This is a genomic window from Pseudomonas sp. KH_040 (assembly GCF_057839305.1).
This window is the reverse complement of record NZ_CM174487.1, coordinates 5,103,196-5,119,124: the sequence shown is the minus strand read 5'-3', so window position 1 is coordinate 5,119,124 and position 15,929 is coordinate 5,103,196. Positions and strand designations below refer to the sequence as shown.

18 protein-coding genes are annotated in these 15,929 nt (G+C 59.0%); 10 read left to right on the top strand and 8 right to left on the bottom strand.

Annotated features, from left to right (window positions below):
- Nucleotides 1–43: 43 nt before the first annotated feature.
- Entirely contained in the window at nucleotides 44–1,468 is a 1,425-nt protein-coding gene (locus AC3IUF_RS22795; RefSeq protein ID WP_007917814.1) for an MFS transporter, read from the bottom strand.
- Nucleotides 1,469–1,594: 126 nt separating this feature from the next.
- On the bottom strand, nucleotides 1,595–2,035 hold the full coding sequence (locus tag AC3IUF_RS22790; protein WP_489279366.1) for a PACE efflux transporter: 441 nt from the start codon (nucleotides 2,033–2,035) through the stop codon (nucleotides 1,595–1,597).
- A 122-nt stretch (nucleotides 2,036–2,157) separates the two neighbouring features.
- On the opposite strand from AC3IUF_RS22790, the gene AC3IUF_RS22785 reads away from it, so the two are divergent.
- The gene (locus AC3IUF_RS22785) at nucleotides 2,158–3,030 is read left to right on the top strand and encodes a LysR family transcriptional regulator (protein ID WP_489279364.1); all 873 of its coding nucleotides are present in this window, start codon (nucleotides 2,158–2,160) and stop codon (nucleotides 3,028–3,030) included.
- Nucleotides 3,031–3,177: 147 nt separating this feature from the next.
- Here the strand turns inward: AC3IUF_RS22785 and gntR are convergent, their stop codons facing one another.
- Nucleotides 3,178–4,209 carry an HTH-type transcriptional regulator GntR gene (gene gntR, locus AC3IUF_RS22780; protein WP_007917805.1) on the bottom strand — a complete coding sequence of 344 codons (1,032 nt, stop codon included), beginning with the start codon at nucleotides 4,207–4,209 and terminating at the stop codon, nucleotides 3,178–3,180.
- A 215-nt stretch (nucleotides 4,210–4,424) separates the two neighbouring features.
- Between gntR and AC3IUF_RS22775 the strand changes: the two genes are divergently transcribed.
- Both AC3IUF_RS22775 and AC3IUF_RS22770 read left to right on the top strand, forming a co-directional pair.
- A complete protein-coding gene (locus tag AC3IUF_RS22775; protein WP_007917804.1) occupies nucleotides 4,425–4,958 on the top strand; it encodes a gluconokinase in 534 nt (177 codons plus the stop codon).
- An 82-nt stretch (nucleotides 4,959–5,040) separates the two neighbouring features.
- Nucleotides 5,041–6,396, top strand: coding sequence for a GntP family permease (locus AC3IUF_RS22770; RefSeq protein ID WP_095048166.1), 1,356 nt, complete (start codon nucleotides 5,041–5,043; stop codon nucleotides 6,394–6,396).
- 178 nt (nucleotides 6,397–6,574) lie between these two features.
- Here AC3IUF_RS22770 and alaC read toward each other — a convergent pair whose 3' ends face one another.
- A complete protein-coding gene (gene alaC, locus AC3IUF_RS22765) occupies nucleotides 6,575–7,792 on the bottom strand; it encodes an alanine transaminase (protein ID WP_077574233.1) in 1,218 nt (405 codons plus the stop codon).
- A 139-nt stretch (nucleotides 7,793–7,931) separates the two neighbouring features.
- Here alaC and AC3IUF_RS22760 point away from each other — a divergent pair, with 139 nt between their 5' ends.
- The 3 genes from AC3IUF_RS22760 (at nucleotide 7,932) to AC3IUF_RS22750 (ending at nucleotide 9,955) form a co-directional block, all read left to right on the top strand.
- A complete protein-coding gene (locus tag AC3IUF_RS22760; RefSeq protein ID WP_007917797.1) occupies nucleotides 7,932–8,594 on the top strand; it encodes a LysE family translocator in 663 nt (220 codons plus the stop codon).
- Between the two features lie 67 nt (nucleotides 8,595–8,661).
- Nucleotides 8,662–9,156: a GyrI-like domain-containing protein gene (locus tag AC3IUF_RS22755; protein ID WP_489279362.1), complete on the top strand. Its 495-nt coding sequence runs from the start codon at nucleotides 8,662–8,664 to the stop codon at nucleotides 9,154–9,156.
- 310 nt (nucleotides 9,157–9,466) lie between these two features.
- A complete protein-coding gene (locus AC3IUF_RS22750) occupies nucleotides 9,467–9,955 on the top strand; it encodes a GNAT family N-acetyltransferase (protein ID WP_007917788.1) in 489 nt (162 codons plus the stop codon).
- 136 nt (nucleotides 9,956–10,091) lie between these two features.
- Here AC3IUF_RS22750 and AC3IUF_RS22745 read toward each other — a convergent pair whose 3' ends face one another.
- Together AC3IUF_RS22745 and AC3IUF_RS22740 are read right to left on the bottom strand one after the other, a co-directional pair.
- Nucleotides 10,092–10,697, bottom strand: coding sequence for a pyridoxamine 5'-phosphate oxidase family protein (locus AC3IUF_RS22745; RefSeq protein ID WP_095112243.1), 606 nt, complete (start codon nucleotides 10,695–10,697; stop codon nucleotides 10,092–10,094).
- An 18-nt stretch (nucleotides 10,698–10,715) separates the two neighbouring features.
- Nucleotides 10,716–11,201 carry a GNAT family N-acetyltransferase gene (locus tag AC3IUF_RS22740; RefSeq protein ID WP_489279359.1) on the bottom strand — a complete coding sequence of 162 codons (486 nt, stop codon included), beginning with the start codon at nucleotides 11,199–11,201 and terminating at the stop codon, nucleotides 10,716–10,718.
- A gap of 141 nt (nucleotides 11,202–11,342) precedes the next feature.
- On the opposite strand from AC3IUF_RS22740, the gene AC3IUF_RS22735 reads away from it, so the two are divergent.
- Genes AC3IUF_RS22735 through AC3IUF_RS22725 form a run of 3 tightly spaced genes read left to right on the top strand, consistent with a single transcriptional unit; the run spans nucleotide 11,343 to nucleotide 13,387 of the window.
- The gene (locus AC3IUF_RS22735; protein WP_007917780.1) at nucleotides 11,343–11,768 is read left to right on the top strand and encodes a YybH family protein; all 426 of its coding nucleotides are present in this window, start codon (nucleotides 11,343–11,345) and stop codon (nucleotides 11,766–11,768) included.
- A 40-nt stretch (nucleotides 11,769–11,808) separates the two neighbouring features.
- Entirely contained in the window at nucleotides 11,809–12,153 is a 345-nt protein-coding gene (locus AC3IUF_RS22730) for a YciI family protein (RefSeq protein WP_095112241.1), read from the top strand.
- Nucleotides 12,146–13,387, top strand: coding sequence for an RNA polymerase sigma factor (locus AC3IUF_RS22725; RefSeq protein WP_489279358.1), 1,242 nt, complete (start codon nucleotides 12,146–12,148; stop codon nucleotides 13,385–13,387). Before AC3IUF_RS22730 ends, AC3IUF_RS22725 begins: the two co-directional genes overlap by 8 nt.
- Before the next feature lie 334 nt (nucleotides 13,388–13,721).
- On the opposite strand, the gene AC3IUF_RS22720 is transcribed toward AC3IUF_RS22725, so the two are convergent.
- Nucleotides 13,722–14,576, bottom strand: coding sequence for a LysR family transcriptional regulator (locus AC3IUF_RS22720; protein ID WP_489279357.1), 855 nt, complete (start codon nucleotides 14,574–14,576; stop codon nucleotides 13,722–13,724).
- 89 nt (nucleotides 14,577–14,665) lie between these two features.
- On the opposite strand from AC3IUF_RS22720, the gene AC3IUF_RS22715 reads away from it, so the two are divergent.
- Nucleotides 14,666–15,103, top strand: coding sequence for a multidrug/biocide efflux PACE transporter (locus AC3IUF_RS22715; protein ID WP_095112238.1), 438 nt, complete (start codon nucleotides 14,666–14,668; stop codon nucleotides 15,101–15,103).
- Nucleotides 15,104–15,163: 60 nt separating this feature from the next.
- Here the strand turns inward: AC3IUF_RS22715 and AC3IUF_RS22710 are convergent, their stop codons facing one another.
- Nucleotides 15,164–15,922 (bottom strand): SDR family NAD(P)-dependent oxidoreductase, encoded by a 759-nt coding sequence (locus AC3IUF_RS22710; protein ID WP_414894728.1) that lies wholly within the window; start codon nucleotides 15,920–15,922, stop codon nucleotides 15,164–15,166.
- Nucleotides 15,923–15,929 lie beyond the last annotated feature (7 nt).

Genomic DNA, 15,929 nt, shown 5'->3' with positions numbered 1-15,929 from the left:
TCATCCCTTGCCGATAAGCGGCAGAGGATGACCGTTGCCACCCTCAGCGATGGGCAATGTTCTCCAGCGCCAGATTGCGTGTACGCGGGCCGAACCAGCCGATGGTCACCATCACGATCAGCATGCTGCTGACGATGAATGCCAATACCCCCGGCGTACCGAAGTTGTCGAGAAACAGGCCGATCAACAGACTGCTGAACACCGTCGACAAACGACTGAACGAATAGCAGAAACCCACAGCGCGGGCGCGGATGTTGGTCGGGAACAGTTCGCTCTGGTAAGAGTGATAACTGAAGCTCAACCAGGCATTGCAGAAGGTGATCATCACCCCGCAGAAGATCAGCCCGAACGCGCTGGTCTGCAGGGCGAACAGGGTGCCAAAGGTCATCGCGCCGAGGGCCGAGCCGACGATCTGCCATTTGTTTTCGAAACGATTGGCGAACTTCACGAACAGCAGCGGCCCGAGCGGGTAGGCGAGGGTGATGATGAACGCATACATCAAACTGTGGGTGACACTGACACCCTGACCGGACAGCAGCGCCGGCAGCCAGTTGCCGAAACCGAAGAACCCAATGGCCTGGAAGATGTGGAAGACAATCAGCATCAACGCGCGGCGGCGATACGGCGGCTGCCAGATGTCGGCGAAGCGACCCTTGCCTTCGACGTCGACCGGAACGGTTTCCGGCGTATCCAGCGGTTTACCGTGATCCTTCTCGCATCGTGCTTCGATGCCATCGAGAATCCGCTTGGCTTCATCAAAGCGGCCATGTTGCGCGAGCCAGCGCGGCGATTCCGGCAGACGCTTGCGCAGCCACCAGATAAACAGCGCAAACACCGCGCTCGCCAACACCACCCAACGCCAGCCGGACACGCCGAATGGCGCCTGCGGCACCAGCCACCATGACATCAACGCCACCGCGGGCACCGACAGAAACTGCACGAAAAACGCAAAAGCAAATGCCGAACTGCGCATGCGTTTGGGCACCAGTTCCGAGAGGTAAGCGTCGATGGTCACCAGTTCGATACCCAGACCGATGCCAACCAGAAAGCGCATGCAAATGATGCCCAGCGCCGAGCTCTGAATGCCCATCAACACCGTCGCCACCGTGTACCAGACCAGCGCGAAGGTGAAGATCGCGCGACGACCAAAACGATCAGCCAAAGGGCTGAGCAGGCTGGCGCCGAGGAACAGACCGAGGAACGTCGCCGAGGCGAACGCCGCCTGATCGGAGAAGCCGAACACGCCCTGATTACCGGTGGCGAAGATGCCATCGCGGATCAGACCGGGGCTGATGTAGGCGGTCTGGAACAGGTCGTAGAGTTCGAAGAAACCACCGATTGACAGCAGCGCCACCAAGCGCCAAATCGTCGCGACCGCCGGAAGGCGATCGATGCGGGCGGACACCTGAGCGGCGCGGATCGGGTCGATGCCGTCGCTTTGCGCGGCGGCGGAGGCGTGAGCAGTCATGGGGCTGATCCATTTTTTATTGATGGAAAAGCTTAGCCTGCTATCGGAGTTAACGGATTGTGAATATCGGCGGTTTAACCGGGTAAACCGCTGATTCCTTGCAATATCTGTTTACGAATTAACGATTTATGCCGCAGCCGCCGAATCTGGCAACGCCGAGGCCGGCAAGCCGAAGATCCGGTCGAACAGCCAGTTGAAGGCAAACGTGTAGCACGGGATGAAAATGATCAGCGCCAGATCCAGCAGAAACGCCTGCACCAGACTGATGTTCATCCACCAGGCGATCAACGGAATCAGAAACACGATCAACGTCAGTTGAAAGCCGATCGCATGGGCGATGCGGCGTTTCACCGTGCGGGTGCGCGAAATCTGGCGGCTTTCCCAGTGTTCGAACATCGAGGTGTAAATGAAATTCCAGGTGACGGCTATGGTGGTGATGATCACCGCCAGCGGCCCGGTGCTGCCCGGGGAGGTGCCGGACAACAGCGCCAGACCAAGGGCGGAGAAGGTCATGCCGATCACTTCGTAGAGCGACACATAGACCAGTTTGCGTTTGACGCCTTGCATGGGGATTTGCCTCTTTCTTGCCGTTTGTTGGCCAGCGGGACTGGCGAAGGCGGCGAAAGATAGCTTCAATAGGGCTGACAGAAAAAGTCAGCTACTTTCAGTTCTATTGATAGGTGTTCAGGGTGAATTTCAACAGCGACAGTATCGAGCTGTTTCTTGCGGTGATTGAGCGCGGCTCGTTTTCAGCGGCGGCTCGCGCATTGGGTCGGGTGCCTTCCGCCGTCAGCATGAGCATTGGCAACCTTGAAGCCGAACTGGGTTATCTGCTGTTCGACCGCAGCCATCGCGAACCGCAACCCACGGCGATGGCGCTGTCGCTGGTGCCACACGCGCGGCTGATTGCCGAGCAGCTCAAGCAACTGCAAGTGCACGCGGTGGAGTTGTCGTTGGGACTGGAGAGCAAGTTGTCGATCGGCGTGGTCGCGGACATCGACCGCCGTCGTTTGCTGGCGGCAATCAAGGAGATCGCCGAGCGGCATCCGCTGTTGGATATCGAAGTGCTGACCGCGCCGCAAGATGACGTGCTGGCGATGCTGCACAGCGGCCGGGTCAGCGTGTGCCTGGCGTTCGCCGGGCTGAGCATGAATGTGCTGGAGCGTTTTCAGTTTGTCGGCAGCGAGCGGATGATCGCCACGCTGGCGGCGGACAGCCCGTTGTTGCAGGGGCGGGATGTGTTTCTTGAAGATCTGGTGCACGTGCGGCAGATCATCGTCGCCAGTCGCGACTTGCCGATCAGTGAGACGCGACCGTTGGTGGCGGAGTCGTATTGGCGCACGGACAGCCTTGAGACGGCGATGGAAATGGTCGAGGCGGGATTGGGTTGGGGTAACTTTCCGCTGTCGGTGGTGCAGCCGCGGATCGACTCCGGGCGACTGAAACGGCTGAATTTTCGCAACATCGAAAACGGTCTGGTGATGCCGGTGCATGCGGTGTGGCTCAAGAGCCAGCCATTGCAGAAGGGCGCGCATGCCCTCGTCGAATTGTTGGGCGGTTGATCGTTCCCACGCTATGCGTGGGAATGCAGCCCGGGACGCTCTGCGTCCCATCAAAAGCCGAACGCGGAGCGTCCGTTGAGGCATTCCCACGCAGAGCGTGGGAACGATCGGTGAAGGGGTGTGTTTCAACTCAGCGTTTGTGAAGGGTCAGGTGCTCTCGCGGATCTTCAGTTCAAAGCCCATGTCTTCAACCGGGCGCGCGACGCTGTTACCGGCCATCAACGTCAGCATCTGCTCCGCCGCGCGCCGGCCAATCGCTTCACGCGGGGTATTGATGCTGCTCAAGCGCGGCACCATGTGTTCGGACATCGGCAAGTCGTTGAAACCAAGAATCGCCACTTGCTCAGGAATCTTGATGCCATTGCGCAGCGCTTCCAGCAAAGCGCCCTGGGCCAAATCGTCGTTACCAAAGAAGATCGCATCGACATCCGGGTGCGCCGCGAGCAACTGCAAAAACAGTTCCCCGCCCAAGCCCACCGATGAAGAGCGAGGCGTCAGCACTTCCAGATCCGGGTCATAACGCCCGGCCTTCTGCAACGCTTTGCGAAAGCCTTCGCCACGCAACAACGTGCGCTGATCGAGTTGCGCGCCAATGTAAGCCAGACGTTTGCGCCCACGGGAGAGCAAATGCTCGGCCGCCGTTTCACCGGCACTCAGTTGCGAAAATCCGACGCAATTCACCCCGGCGGCGCTGTCCAGTTCCATCATGTACACGCAGGGAATGTTGCTCGCCTCGATCATCCGTCGCGAACTTTCGGTGCGGTCAAACCCGGTCAACAAGAAACCACGCGGCTGATAGGCCATGTAGTTGCGCAGCAGGTTTTCTTCTTCATCGCGTGAATAGTGGAAGTTGCCGATCAGCACTTCGAAGCCTTTGGGCGTGAGCACCCGATGAATGGCTTCCAGCGTGTCGATAAACAAAAGGTTGGACAGCGACGGTACCAACACCACCACCGAATGGCTCTGCGCCGAGGCTAAAGCGCGGGCGGCCGGGTTGACCACATAGTTGAGTTCGAGGGCGGCTTTCTGCACTTTTTCCACCAGTTCGGTGGCCACGGTGCTGACCCCGCGCAAGGCGCGAGAAGCGGTAATCGGGCTGACACCGGCGAGGCGGGCAACTTCATTGAGGGTGGGACGGCCGGTGGTGCGGGTATTTTTATCGTTTTTAGGGGTGGTCATCGACGGCTTGCCAAACAAAAATCAAGGCACTAAGGTAGCGCTGTCCTGATGCAGCTGTAAATGCGTAAGCGAGGTCCTGCCTGATCTTCGCTTTTTGGTGTTGGGAACAAACCTGCTGCAACCCAAAAAAACGACAAGAAGGCGTCGGCAACTTCTGCCTGTGCACTAGAGTCATAGCTAGCAAAGGTAGCGCTGTCTGCGCGCTGAGGTGTTATATGAGTCATCCCATCACCGCCCTGGTCATCATGGGCGTTGCCGGTTGCGGCAAGACGTGCGTCAGCGAGGCCCTGTGCCAATTGAGCGGCGCCACTGCCATTGAAGGCGATACTTTCCATCCGGCCGCGAACATCGAAAAGATGAGCGCGGGGATCCCCCTGAACGACGACGACCGTGCCGGCTGGCTCGACAGCCTGTGCGATGAACTGCGTCGCGTCGATGCATCGGGCAAACGTCCGGTGCTGACCTGCTCGGCCCTTAAACACAGTTATCGCGAAGTGTTGCGCAGTGCCTTGCCGGGCCTGGGCTTCGTGTTTCTCGAATTGACCCCTGAAGTTGCCGCTGAGCGTGTGTCCCATCGTCCGGGCCACTTCATGCCGGCCACGCTGATCGAAAGCCAGTTCGCCACCCTCGAGTCGCCCAAGGGCGAACCGTTGACGTTGGCCCTGAATGCCTCGATCCACAGCGTTGAAGAACTGGCGTCCCAGGCTCACGTCTGGTGGCAGGCCCACGGTCTGAAACAGGCGGTATGAGTGTGTTGAAAGAGATAGCGCTGTCCTCCCGACTTCTGTTTAACCCGCTTTAATAACAACAACAATCCAGGAGACACCCCCAATGTTTGGCATGTCCCACGACGCCTACCTGCTGCTCGATGCAGTGGTCACGGTAATCGGCCTGATTATCCTGATCACCAAATTCAAGATTCACCCATTTATCTCCCTGACCATCGCTGCTGCGTTCCTCGGTCTGACCTCCGGCATGCCGATCGGCACCATCATCAAGGCGTTCCAGGACGGCTTCGGTGGCGTCCTCGGTTTCGTCGGTATCATCCTTGCGCTGGGCACCATGCTCGGCAAAATGATGGCCGAGTCGGGCGGGGCGGATCAAATCGCCCAGACCCTGATCCGTGCGTTCGGCAAAGACAAAGTCCAGTGGGCGATGATGTTCGCCGCGTTCCTGGTGGGCATCCCGCTGTTCTTCGAAATCGGCTTCGTGCTCCTGATTCCGTTGGTGTTCATCGTTGCCCGTCGCACCGGCGTGTCGATCATCAAGATCGGTATCCCGTTGCTTGCCGGCCTGTCCGCCGTGCACGGTCTGGTGCCACCGCACCCGGGCCCGCTGCTGGCCATCGGCGTGTTCGGCGCTGACATCGGCAAGACCATTCTTTATGGTCTGATCGTTGCGCTGCCGACCGCGATCATTGCCGGTCCGATCTTCGGTACGTTTATCGCCAAGCACATTCCGGGTCACCCGAATCAGGAACTGGTCGATCAACTGGCCCGTGAAAATGACGACTCGACCACGCTGCCGAGCTTCAGCATCACCCTGATCACCGTGCTGCTGCCGGTGTTCCTGATGCTGCTGAAAACCTTCGCTGACGTGGCGTTGCCGGACGGTCACTTCTTCCGCACCTGGATGGACATGATCGGTCACCCGATCTCGGCACTGTTGCTGGCGTTGCTGCTGTCGCTGTACACCTTCGGGCACAAGCAGGGCATCGGTTCCCAGCAAATGCTCAAGTGGCTCGACGCAAGCCTGGCGCCAACCGCGGCGATCATCCTGATTATCGGTGCTGGTGGCGGCTTCAAGCAGATGCTGGTCACCAGCGGTGTCGGCGACGTGATCGGCCACATGGCCGTTAGTGCGCAGATCTCGCCGATCCTGCTGGCGTGGCTGGTGGCAGCGGTGATTCGTATCGCGACCGGTTCGGCCACAGTGGCGACCATTACCGGCGCGGGCATTGTGGTGCCGGTGGTGGGGATGATTCCGGGTGTGAACCGTGAGCTGCTGGTACTCGCTACCGGTGCCGGTTCGTTGATTCTGTCGCACGTGAACGACGCCGGTTTCTGGCTGGTGAAGCAGTACTTCAACATGACCGTGGCCGAGACGTTCAAGACCTGGACGGCGATGGAAACCATCCTGTCCATCGTCGCGTTGGGCTTTATCCTGCTGTTGTCGCTGTTCGTTTAAGCGGCTTCTCGCAGACACAAAAAAACCGCAGCGATGCGGTTTTTTTGTGGGTGATCGTTCCCACGCTCTGCGTGGGAATGCCTCAATGGACGCTCTGCGTCCGCTTTGGGACGCGGAGCGTCCCGGGCTGCGTTCCCACGCGGAGCGTGGGAACGATCAGACTCCTACAGGTTTTGTGTTAGCCGCCAGTTTTTGCGACTAAGCCATCCGCCCGGAACATCCCGCGAATCCCGCGCACCGCCTGACGAATCCGGTCCTGGTTTTCGATCAGCGCAAAGCGCACGTGATCATCGCCATACTCACCAAAACCAACCCCCGGCGAGACGCAAACTTTAGCCTCGGCCAGCAATTTCTTGGCGAATTCCAGCGAGCCCAGATGCGCGTACTGCTCGGGAATCTTCGCCCAGACATACATCGACGCCTTCGGGTTCTCGACCATCCAGCCCAGTTCATGCAGGCCTTTGACCAGCACATTGCGCCGCTGGCGATACTGCTCGGCGATGTCGCGCACGCATTGCTGATCGCCTTCCAGCGCAGCAATCGCCGCCACTTGCAGCGGAGTGAAAGTGCCGTAGTCGTGGTAGCTCTTGATCCGCGCCAGCGCGTTGACCAGTTCCGGGTTGCCGACCATGAAACCGATGCGCCAGCCGGCCATGTTGTAGCTCTTAGACAGGGTGAAAAACTCCACCGCGATGTCCTTGGCGCCCGGCACCTGCATGATCGACGGGGCTTTCCAGCCGTCGTAGACGATGTCGGCGTAGGCCAGATCGTGAATCACCAGCACGTCGTACTGCTTGGCGAGGGCGATCACCCGTTCGAAGAAATCCAGCTCCACGCACTGCGCGGTCGGGTTCGACGGGAAGCCGAGGATCATCATTTTCGGCTTCGGAATCGAGCCACGAATCGCTCGTTCCAGTTCATCGAAGAAGTCCACGCCCGGCACCAGCGGCACCGAACGCACCTGGGCGCCGGCAATCACCGCACCGTAGATGTGAATCGGGTAACTCGGGTTCGGCACCAGTACGGTGTCGCCCTGATCGAGGGTCGCCAGCATCAAATGCGCCAGGCCTTCCTTGGAACCGATGGTGACAATGGCTTCGCTTTCCGGGTCGATATCGACCTCGTAGCGCTGCTTGTACCAATTGGAAATCGCCCGGCGCAGGCGTGGAATGCCCTTGGATGTGGAGTAACCGTGGGTGTCTTCGCGTTGGGCAACTTGTACGAGTTTTTCGACAATGTGCGGCGGCGTGGCGCCGTCGGGGTTGCCCATGCTCAAGTCGATGATGTCTTCACCACGACGACGCGCGGCCATCTTCAGCTCGGCGGTGATGTTGAAAACGTAAGGGGGGAGTCGATCTATGCGCGCAAAGCGGCGCGGCGAACCTTGTTCAGCCATTGTTGCCTCGGATAACGTAAGCGCCCGGAACCGTCCGAGCGACGCTGGTCACTGCGGTGACCTGTGGCGGAAGATAAGGTCAGTGATGGCATACTGTCCAGCCCGTTTGTAAACAATTTTGTCCCAAGGAAATCGGTAGATGGAATTCACCAGCGGCTTCTTGCTGAGCCTTTCGCTGTGCCTGGATATCGGCGTGGCCAACATCGCGATGATCACCCTGGCGATGCAGCGCGGTTACTTTCAGGGCTTCGCGCTGGGCCTCGGTACCTGTGTCGGCGACCTGATTTACGCGGTGCTGGCGCTGGCCGGCATGACGGTTTTGCTGCAATACGAAACAGTGCGCTGGGTGCTGTGGATTGGTGGTTCGGCGCTGCTGATCTACTTTGCGGCGAAGATGATTTACTCGGCGATTCACCACGAGGCGCAGTTGGCGGCCACGGCGGAAGTGGGGCAGAACTCCCATCGCAAGGAGTTCTTCCGGGGGATATTTCTCGCGATGTCGTCGCCGAGCGCGATTCTCTGGTTCGCTGCTGTTGGCGGTACGTTGATCGCCCGTTCCGGTGGCGGTGGGCCGGTGAGTTCGGCGCTGTTCCTTGGCGGATTCCTTTGCGCCGGGCTGCTGTGGTCGGCGGGTTTATGCTTTGCCGCGAGCCATGGTGGCAAGCTGTTGGGCGATAAGCTGTTGCGCTATTCCTACCTGGCATCTGCAGCGATCTTCTGCTATTTCGCGGTGTACGTGATCGTATCTGGCTATAACGAATTTGTCGGTTCCGGCGCCGTCGAGCAGTTGCACGCGCTGTAAACGTGCGAATCGGCTTTGGCTTTCTATACTCCCAGCCGAACCCCTCTTTTGTTCCAGGAGTCGAGTCATGGATGAGCAAAAACGCGTCGAAGTGGCTGAACCTCGCTTCGAACATGGACACTTCCTGCTGATTGCAGGTTTTCGCGGTCGATTTACCCAAGACACAGCCAAAGACATTCCGGCGCTGTGGGAAAAGTTCTTGCCGCACCTGGGAAAAATCCAAGGGCAAAAGAACGAAGTGACCTACGGTGTTTGCTGCAATTTCGACGGCAAGGGTGGCTTCGATTACATCGCCGGGGTGGAAATCAGCAGGCTTGATGACCTCGACCAGAAGGTCTATCAGTGGGTGGAAGTGCTGCCCCGGCAATACGCGGTGTTCGAGCACAAGGGACCGCTCGATCAATTGCCGCAAACCCTGCAATACATCTACAAAACCTGGTTGCCGAGCTCTCACTACGTGGAGCTCAACGCCCCGGAACTCGAGCGTTACAGCGCCGACTTCAACCCGAAGGAGCACACCGGCAAACTGGAAATCTGCGTGCCTGTCGATACCAAGGTTTGAGCGGACAAGCATGAGGCGGATCCATGTCCGCCTCATGCTTTCAACGCTGTTTACGTCGCGCCCGCAACAGGTCGATGCCCAAGGTGATAAAGCCGAAAGTACTGATGCCCAACACCATCAACAGGCCGATTTCAACGCTGCTCATAAGCGGTTTCCCCCAAGGGTGATCAGAGACACACCGCAGAAATAGCCCGCTCCGACCGCGAAGAAAAGCGCTTATACGCAAGCTTTACGCCGCCCGTGCGCATCGATATGCAGGCCTTATTCCTTTATGCTTTCGGCACTTTCTTCTGCTGATTTCCGAGCCGCCATGAACACCCTCATCCGCAACGTCACCGCCGCCGACCTGGACCGCTGCTACGCCATCGAAACCGTTGCCTATGAAGGCGACGAAGCGGCGACCCGCGAGAAGATCGCCACGCGCATCGCCACCTGGCCGGAAGGCTTCGTGGTGGCCGAAGTGGATGGCGTCGTCGCAGGCTTCATCAATTCCGGCGCGGCGTTTGATGTGCAGATGTCGGACGAGGCGTTCAAGGAACTGATCGGCCACGACCCGAAAGGGCCGAACGTGGTGATCATGTCGGTGGTGGTGCACCCGGATTATCAGGGGCAGGGTTTGGCCAAGCGCTTGATGGGCGAGTTCATCGAGCGTATGCGTGCGATGGAAAAAGCGACGATTCATTTGATGTGCAAGGAAAAGCACATTCCGTTGTATGCCGGGTTTGGCTTTGCCTACATCAAACCGTCGGAGTCCGACCACGGCGGCATGGCGTGGCACGAGATGATCCTCACGCTCTGATTCAATCCCGATACTGATCGTTCCCACGCTCCGCGTGGGAATGCCTCCTGTGACGCTATGCGTCACGACTTTGGGACGCAGAGCGTCCCCGGCTGCATTTCCACGCAGAGCGTGGGAACGATCATTCACGGGAGGGTCAGTAGAGGGTATCGCTTACCCGTTTCGGCGCTTCACGGTCGTAGGTTTCGGCATCGAACTCGCCATCATTCAGGCGCTTGTGGAAGGCGCCAGCAGAGGGCAGGGCCGAGCGCGGCAAGTGCGTTTCCGGGTTCCACGCATCGGAGCGGACGAAGGCTTTCGAGCAATGAAAGAACGCCGCCTCCACTGTCACCAGCAACACCGTTTTCGCCGGTTTGCCATTCACCGCAAAGCTTTCCAGCAACTGTGGATCTGCACTGATCGTCGCTGTGCCATTGACCCGCAACGTTTCACCAATCCCCGGAATGATGAACAGCAACGACACCCGCGAATCCTGCAGCACATTGCGCAAGGTATCGATGCGGTTATTGCCCGGGCGATCCGGCAGCGCGAGCGTGCGCTCATCAATGATCCGCACAAACCCGGCTTTGTCACCGCGCGGCGAATTATCCAGGCCATCGGCGCCCACCGAGCTGACGATCACCAGCGGCGAAACCCGCACCATCGCCTGATAATCCTCGTTGAGAAAACCGATCTGCTTGCGCACCGCCCGCTCGTGGGGCAATCCGTAAATAGCTTCCAGTGCTTCGATTGAATCGATCATCGTGCTTCCCTCGATGACTTAGAAAAACAGCCCCATGCGCCGCTCATAACCGATTCGGCCCTTGTACGCTTCGCCGCTGTCGACGTAACCGTGTTTGGCGTACAGCGCGATCGCCGCGTCGTTATCGGCATCCACTGACAACTCTAACCCTTTGATCTCCGGCCACGCCTGACGCGCAACCTCGGGCAGTGCTTGCAGACACGCCTTGCCGAAACCCTTGCCCTGCGCCCTGCGATCAACCTGCAACGCATGCAAGGTGGCGCTGTGTTCATCGGCCCAGGCCGGCAACACCGGCGGGCGTTTGAGCAGCAGAAACGCCACCGGCACTTCATCCGCCAACAGGGCAAAACCCTTCACGCCGGGGCCGGGCTTCGACAGCAGCGTGTGCAACGCACCATGAATATCGCCAGAGAACTTGATCTGCTCGGCATGGATTTCAATCGCCTCGACTTGCTCACGCTGCAAGGCGTTGAGGCTGTCGTACGGCACGAGTTGGGCTGACACGGGAATTTCCTTTTTCCTACAAAGATGAGCCTCGGATTCTAGCGATTTTGTCTTCTGTAGAATTTTTTTGTTTGCTCTGTCGATCTGCCGGTTCACCAAGCGACTAAGAGTGTCTTCACAACAAAAACCACGGAGAACACCATGAGCGCACAATCTGAAATCCAGACCCTGATCAACACCTACCGCGAAGCCGTCATGACCAAGGACGTGGAGAAAGTCATGGCGTTGTACGCCGACGACATCGTCTCCTTCGACGCGATCAAGGCCCTGCAATTCAAGGGCAAAGCCGCCTACCGCGCGCACTGGGTCGACTGCATGGAAATGTGCCCCGGCCCGCACATTTTCGAGTTCCACGAAATCGCCATCGAAAGCGCCGACAACATCGCCTTCGCGCACTGGGTGGCCAACTGCGGTGGCACCAATGAGAAAGGCGAAACCCAGAGCTGCTGGATGCGCGTCACCGCCTGCTATCGGCAGGTTGGCGGGGCCTGGAAAATCGTCCACGAACACTGGTCGGCACCGTTCGATCCGATGAGCGGCGCGACCCTGTTTGATGTACAGCCCTGATCTTCAGCCATAGTTGAACCGTCCGCTTCAGGAGAACGCCATGAAGTATTTATGCCTGGTCTATAGCGATGAGCACCTGCTGCATTCGTCGCCCGACAGCCCGAAAGACGCTGAGTGCTGGGCGTACGCCGAGTCGATTCAGGGCAGCGGGCGGATGGTTGCTGCCGAGGCGCTGGAGTCGGTGCAGACCGCCACCACGGTGCGTATGCGCAACGGCAAACTGTCGATCACCGACGGCCCGTTCGCCGAAACCAAGGAGCAACTGGCCGGCTTCTACCTGATCGACGCCAAGGACCTCAACGAAGCGCTCCAGGTCGCCGGCAACATTCCGGCGGCGCGGGTCGGCAGCGTTGAAGTACGCCCGGTTCGACAGTTGAATGTCTGAGGTTCGGGCGCGGGTCGAGCAGGTCTATCGCGAAGACTCGCGGCGGATTCTGGCGACACTGATTCGCCTGCTCGGCGATTTCGACCTCGCCGAAGAAGCCTTGCACGAGGCGTTCTTCGTCGCGGTCGAACGCTGGCAGCGCGACGGCGTACCGGACAATCCGCGCACCTGGCTGGTGTCGACCGGGCGCTTCAAGGCGATTGATGTGTTGCGTCGACGTGCACGCTTCAAAGCTTCACAGCCCTTGCTGTTGGCGCAGTTGGAAGAACTCGAGCAGGCCGACTGGAGTGGCGAGGACGTGGAAGACGATCGTCTGCGGCTGATCTTCACCTGTTGTCACCCGGCGCTGGCGGCGGATGCGCAAGTGCCGCTGACCTTGCGCGAAGTCTGCGACCTGACCACCGAGGAAATCGCTCGCGCCTTTCTCTGCGCGCCAGCGGCGATTGCCCAGCGCATCGTGCGGGCGAAAGCCAAGATCCGTGATGCGAAAATCCCTTATCAAGTACCGAGCCTGAGCGAATTGCCCGAACGCCTCGACAGCGTGTTGCGGGTGATTTATCTGGTGTTCAACGAGGGGTATTCGGCGTCGATTGGCGCGGAGTTGATCCGTGAGGATCTGACGCGTGAGGCGATCAGGCTGGGGCGGTTGTTGATGGAGTTGCTGCCGGAGCCGGAGGTCATGGGATTGTTGGCGATGATGCTGTTGCACGAATCACGGCGACCGGCGCGGACTTCGCCGAGTGGTGAACTGGTGCTGCTGGATGATCAGGATCGTGCCTTGTGGGATGCCGGGTTGATTGCTGAAGGGTGTGCGCTGGTTGAGCGTGCGCTGACCACGCGGCGGTTTGGGCCGTATTGTTTGCAGGCAGCGATCGCGGCGGTGCATGCCGAGGCGCTGTCAGCGGCGGAGACGGATTGGGCGCAGATCGTCGGGCTGTATGACGTACTACTGCGCGCGGTGCCCTCGCCAGTGATTGAATTGAATCGAGCGGTCGCGGTGGCCAAGCGCGACGGGGCGCTATCCGGGTTGAGTTTGATTGAAGAAATTTTGGCGCGCGGCGAATTGCAGGATTACCACTTGGCGCATTCGGCGCGGGCGGAGTTTTGTCGGCAGTTGGGCCGGGTGGAGGAGGCGCGGGCGGCGTATTTGCGCGCCTTGGAGCTTACGCGGCAGGAACCGGAGCGGCGGTTTATTGAAGGGCGGCTTTCGGCGCTGGAATTGCCCTCACCCTAGCCCTCTCCCAGGGGGAGAGGGGACTGATTGGGGGATATTGGAGAATTTCACCGACTTGAACGATCGGCTTTGAATCCAGAATCGACCCAATCTGGTTGAGCTTTAAGGTCGCAGTGAATTCAGAATCGACCCAATCTGGTTGAGCTTTAAGGTCGCAGTGAATCCAGAATCGACCCAATCTGGTTGAGCTTTAAGGTCGCAATGATTCCATAATCGACTCGGTCTTTCAGGTCGATGTCTGACGCAAGACACCTCGGTCGGCTCCCTCTCCCTCCGGGAGAGGGCTGGGGTGAGGGGCTTTTGACTTCAGGCTTGCCAGCGATCAGCAGCGCCGTTATTCCAGCATCTTGCTCAATAACCAACTCCCCGCCGGCCCCGGCGGATACAGCCGCGACCACAACGCATCAACAAACACCGGCTTAGGCCAGCCGCGCACCTTCAACTCCACCAGCAAATCATTGCCATAACGCTGCGCCAGCCAACGCGGCAGCGGCGCCCAGCCAAAACCCTTTTCGGCCATCTCCAACAACATCAGATAACTCGGTGCCGACCACACGCGACCTTTGCCGCGGCTGTCATACGGATTGACGATGGTCGCCAGGCGCAATTCACGGTGCTGCTCGAGGATCTGCTGATCAATGTGATCGAGCTTGGCCAGCGCGTGATCGCGATTGACGAACAAGGCGATTTCCGTGCGCTCGGCCACTGTCGACGTCACCAGATCCGGCGGGTAGTTCTCTTGCATATCAGCGAAGGCCAAGTGCGCGCGACCGCGTTGCACCAGCTCAATCAAGTCATCGCATTCGGCAATCAGGCATTCCAGTTCCAGATCCGGATAACGCTGCTCAAACCCGACCAGCGCCGCTTCAAAACGGTACGACTGATACGTGTCGGAAATCGCCACCGTCAGCTTCGGTTCGACGCCTTGGGACAACTGTCGTGCGGTCATTTCCAGGCGACTGCTGGCCGCCAGAATCGCCTCGGCGCGTTGCAGCATCACATGCCCGGCCGGGGTCAGCGTCGGTTTACGACTGCTGCGATCGAACAACTGCAGGTCCAGATCGATCTCAAGACTGGCCACCGCTGCGCTGATGGTCGACTGACTGCGCCCGAGTTTGCGTGCCGCTGCGGAAAACGAGCCTTGGGTGGCTGCCTGAACAAATGCCAACAGCACTTCTTGCGAAATCATAAAGTATCGCCTTGATCGATGGTTATTGGTTATGAAGTATCGATGCGAGCATAGATCATGGCAACCATCTTCACTCAAGGACTCAGGCCATGACTGCCCACAAATCCATCTCTGAACGTATTTTTCAAGCCGTTGGTTTCGAACTGCTGGCCATCCTGATCTGCACACCGTTGCTGGCGTGGATCATGCAAAAACCGATGCTGGAAATGGGCGCGGTGACGGTGTTGATCGCCCTGTTGGCGCTGGGTTGGAACGTGGTGTTCAACCGCTTCTTTGATCGTATGCTTGCGCGCATGAACGTTGCGCACAATGCTTGGGTGCGAGTGGTACACGCGCTGCTGTTCGAGGGTGGTTTGATCGTAATGGGCGTGCCACTGATTGCCTGGTGGTTGTCGGTCAGCCTGTGGCAGGCGTTTTTGCTCGACATCGGCGTGTTGCTGTTCTTTCTGCCGTACACCTACGTGTATCACTGGGGCTATGACGTAGTGCGCGAGCGCTTCATGACCCGTAATGCCTGCCAGAACTAATCTCGATCCCCGTGTAGGAGCCTTCGGCAGCTCCTACATGTGAAGGTGTTTCAGCGTTGGTTAGAGGAACATGCCGCCGGATGCCTCAACCCGCTGGCCATTGATCCACTGTCCACCCGGCGACAGCAGCAACGCCAACGCCCCGCCAATATCATCCGGTTGCCCGGCACGGCCCAGCGCGGTATTGCTGGCGACCATCGCATTCACTGCTGAGTTGTCGCGTACTGCGCCACCACCGAAGTCCGTTTCAATCGCCCCCGGCGCAAGAATGTTCACGCCAATCTGCCGCGCACCCAGCTCTTTGGCCTGATAACGGGTCAGCACTTCCATCGCGCCTTTCATCGCCGCATAAGCGCCGTAACCCGGCAGGCTGAAACGGGTCAGGCCGCTGGAAATATTGATGATCCGGCCGCCGTCGTTAATCAGTGGCAGCAATTGCTGGGTCAGGAAGAACGGCCCTTTCAACTGGATGTTCATCAGCAGATCGAACTGCTCCGGCGTGGTTTCGGCAAACAGGGCATGCACGCCGATCCCGGCGTTGTTGATCAGGAAATCAAAACGCTGACGGTCGAACGTCTGCTGCAATGCCTGCTCAACACGTATACCAAAATCGGCAAAGGTTTCGCTGCGGCCGACGTCCAGTTGCAGCATCACGGCTTTCGCGCCGAGTGCCTGCAGTTCGGTTACCAGTGCCTGGGCTTCATCGGCGCGGCTGTTATAGGTGCCGATGATGTCGATGCCTTGAGCGGCAAGATGCAGTGCGGCGTTTTTACCGAGGCCACGGCTGGCGCCGGTGATCAATGCGATTTTACGGTTCATAGGGACT

Bases quoted from the DNA above. Each gene is read 5' to 3' on its own strand.
- AC3IUF_RS22795 (WP_007917814.1), bottom strand. From the start codon at position 1,468: ATGACTGCTCACGCCTCCGCCGCCGCGCAAAGCGACGGCATCGACCCG.
- AC3IUF_RS22790 (WP_489279366.1), bottom strand. From the start codon at position 2,035: ATGCAAGGCGTCAAACGCAAACTGGTCTATGTGTCGCTCTACGAAGTG.
- gntR (WP_007917805.1), bottom strand. From the start codon at position 4,209: ATGACCACCCCTAAAAACGATAAAAATACCCGCACCACCGGCCGTCCC.
- AC3IUF_RS22775 (WP_007917804.1), top strand. From the start codon at position 4,425: ATGAGTCATCCCATCACCGCCCTGGTCATCATGGGCGTTGCCGGTTGC.
- AC3IUF_RS22770 (WP_095048166.1), top strand. From the start codon at position 5,041: ATGTTTGGCATGTCCCACGACGCCTACCTGCTGCTCGATGCAGTGGTC.
- alaC (WP_077574233.1), bottom strand. From the start codon at position 7,792: ATGGCTGAACAAGGTTCGCCGCGCCGCTTTGCGCGCATAGATCGACTC.
- AC3IUF_RS22760 (WP_007917797.1), top strand. From the start codon at position 7,932: ATGGAATTCACCAGCGGCTTCTTGCTGAGCCTTTCGCTGTGCCTGGAT.
- AC3IUF_RS22755 (WP_489279362.1), top strand. From the start codon at position 8,662: ATGGATGAGCAAAAACGCGTCGAAGTGGCTGAACCTCGCTTCGAACAT.
- AC3IUF_RS22750 (WP_007917788.1), top strand. From the start codon at position 9,467: ATGAACACCCTCATCCGCAACGTCACCGCCGCCGACCTGGACCGCTGC.
- AC3IUF_RS22745 (WP_095112243.1), bottom strand. From the start codon at position 10,697: ATGATCGATTCAATCGAAGCACTGGAAGCTATTTACGGATTGCCCCAC.
- AC3IUF_RS22735 (WP_007917780.1), top strand. From the start codon at position 11,343: ATGAGCGCACAATCTGAAATCCAGACCCTGATCAACACCTACCGCGAA.
- AC3IUF_RS22730 (WP_095112241.1), top strand. From the start codon at position 11,809: ATGAAGTATTTATGCCTGGTCTATAGCGATGAGCACCTGCTGCATTCG.
- AC3IUF_RS22725 (WP_489279358.1), top strand. From the start codon at position 12,146: ATGTCTGAGGTTCGGGCGCGGGTCGAGCAGGTCTATCGCGAAGACTCG.
- AC3IUF_RS22720 (WP_489279357.1), bottom strand. From the start codon at position 14,576: ATGATTTCGCAAGAAGTGCTGTTGGCATTTGTTCAGGCAGCCACCCAA.
- AC3IUF_RS22715 (WP_095112238.1), top strand. From the start codon at position 14,666: ATGACTGCCCACAAATCCATCTCTGAACGTATTTTTCAAGCCGTTGGT.
- AC3IUF_RS22710 (WP_414894728.1), bottom strand. From the start codon at position 15,922: ATGAACCGTAAAATCGCATTGATCACCGGCGCCAGCCGTGGCCTCGGT.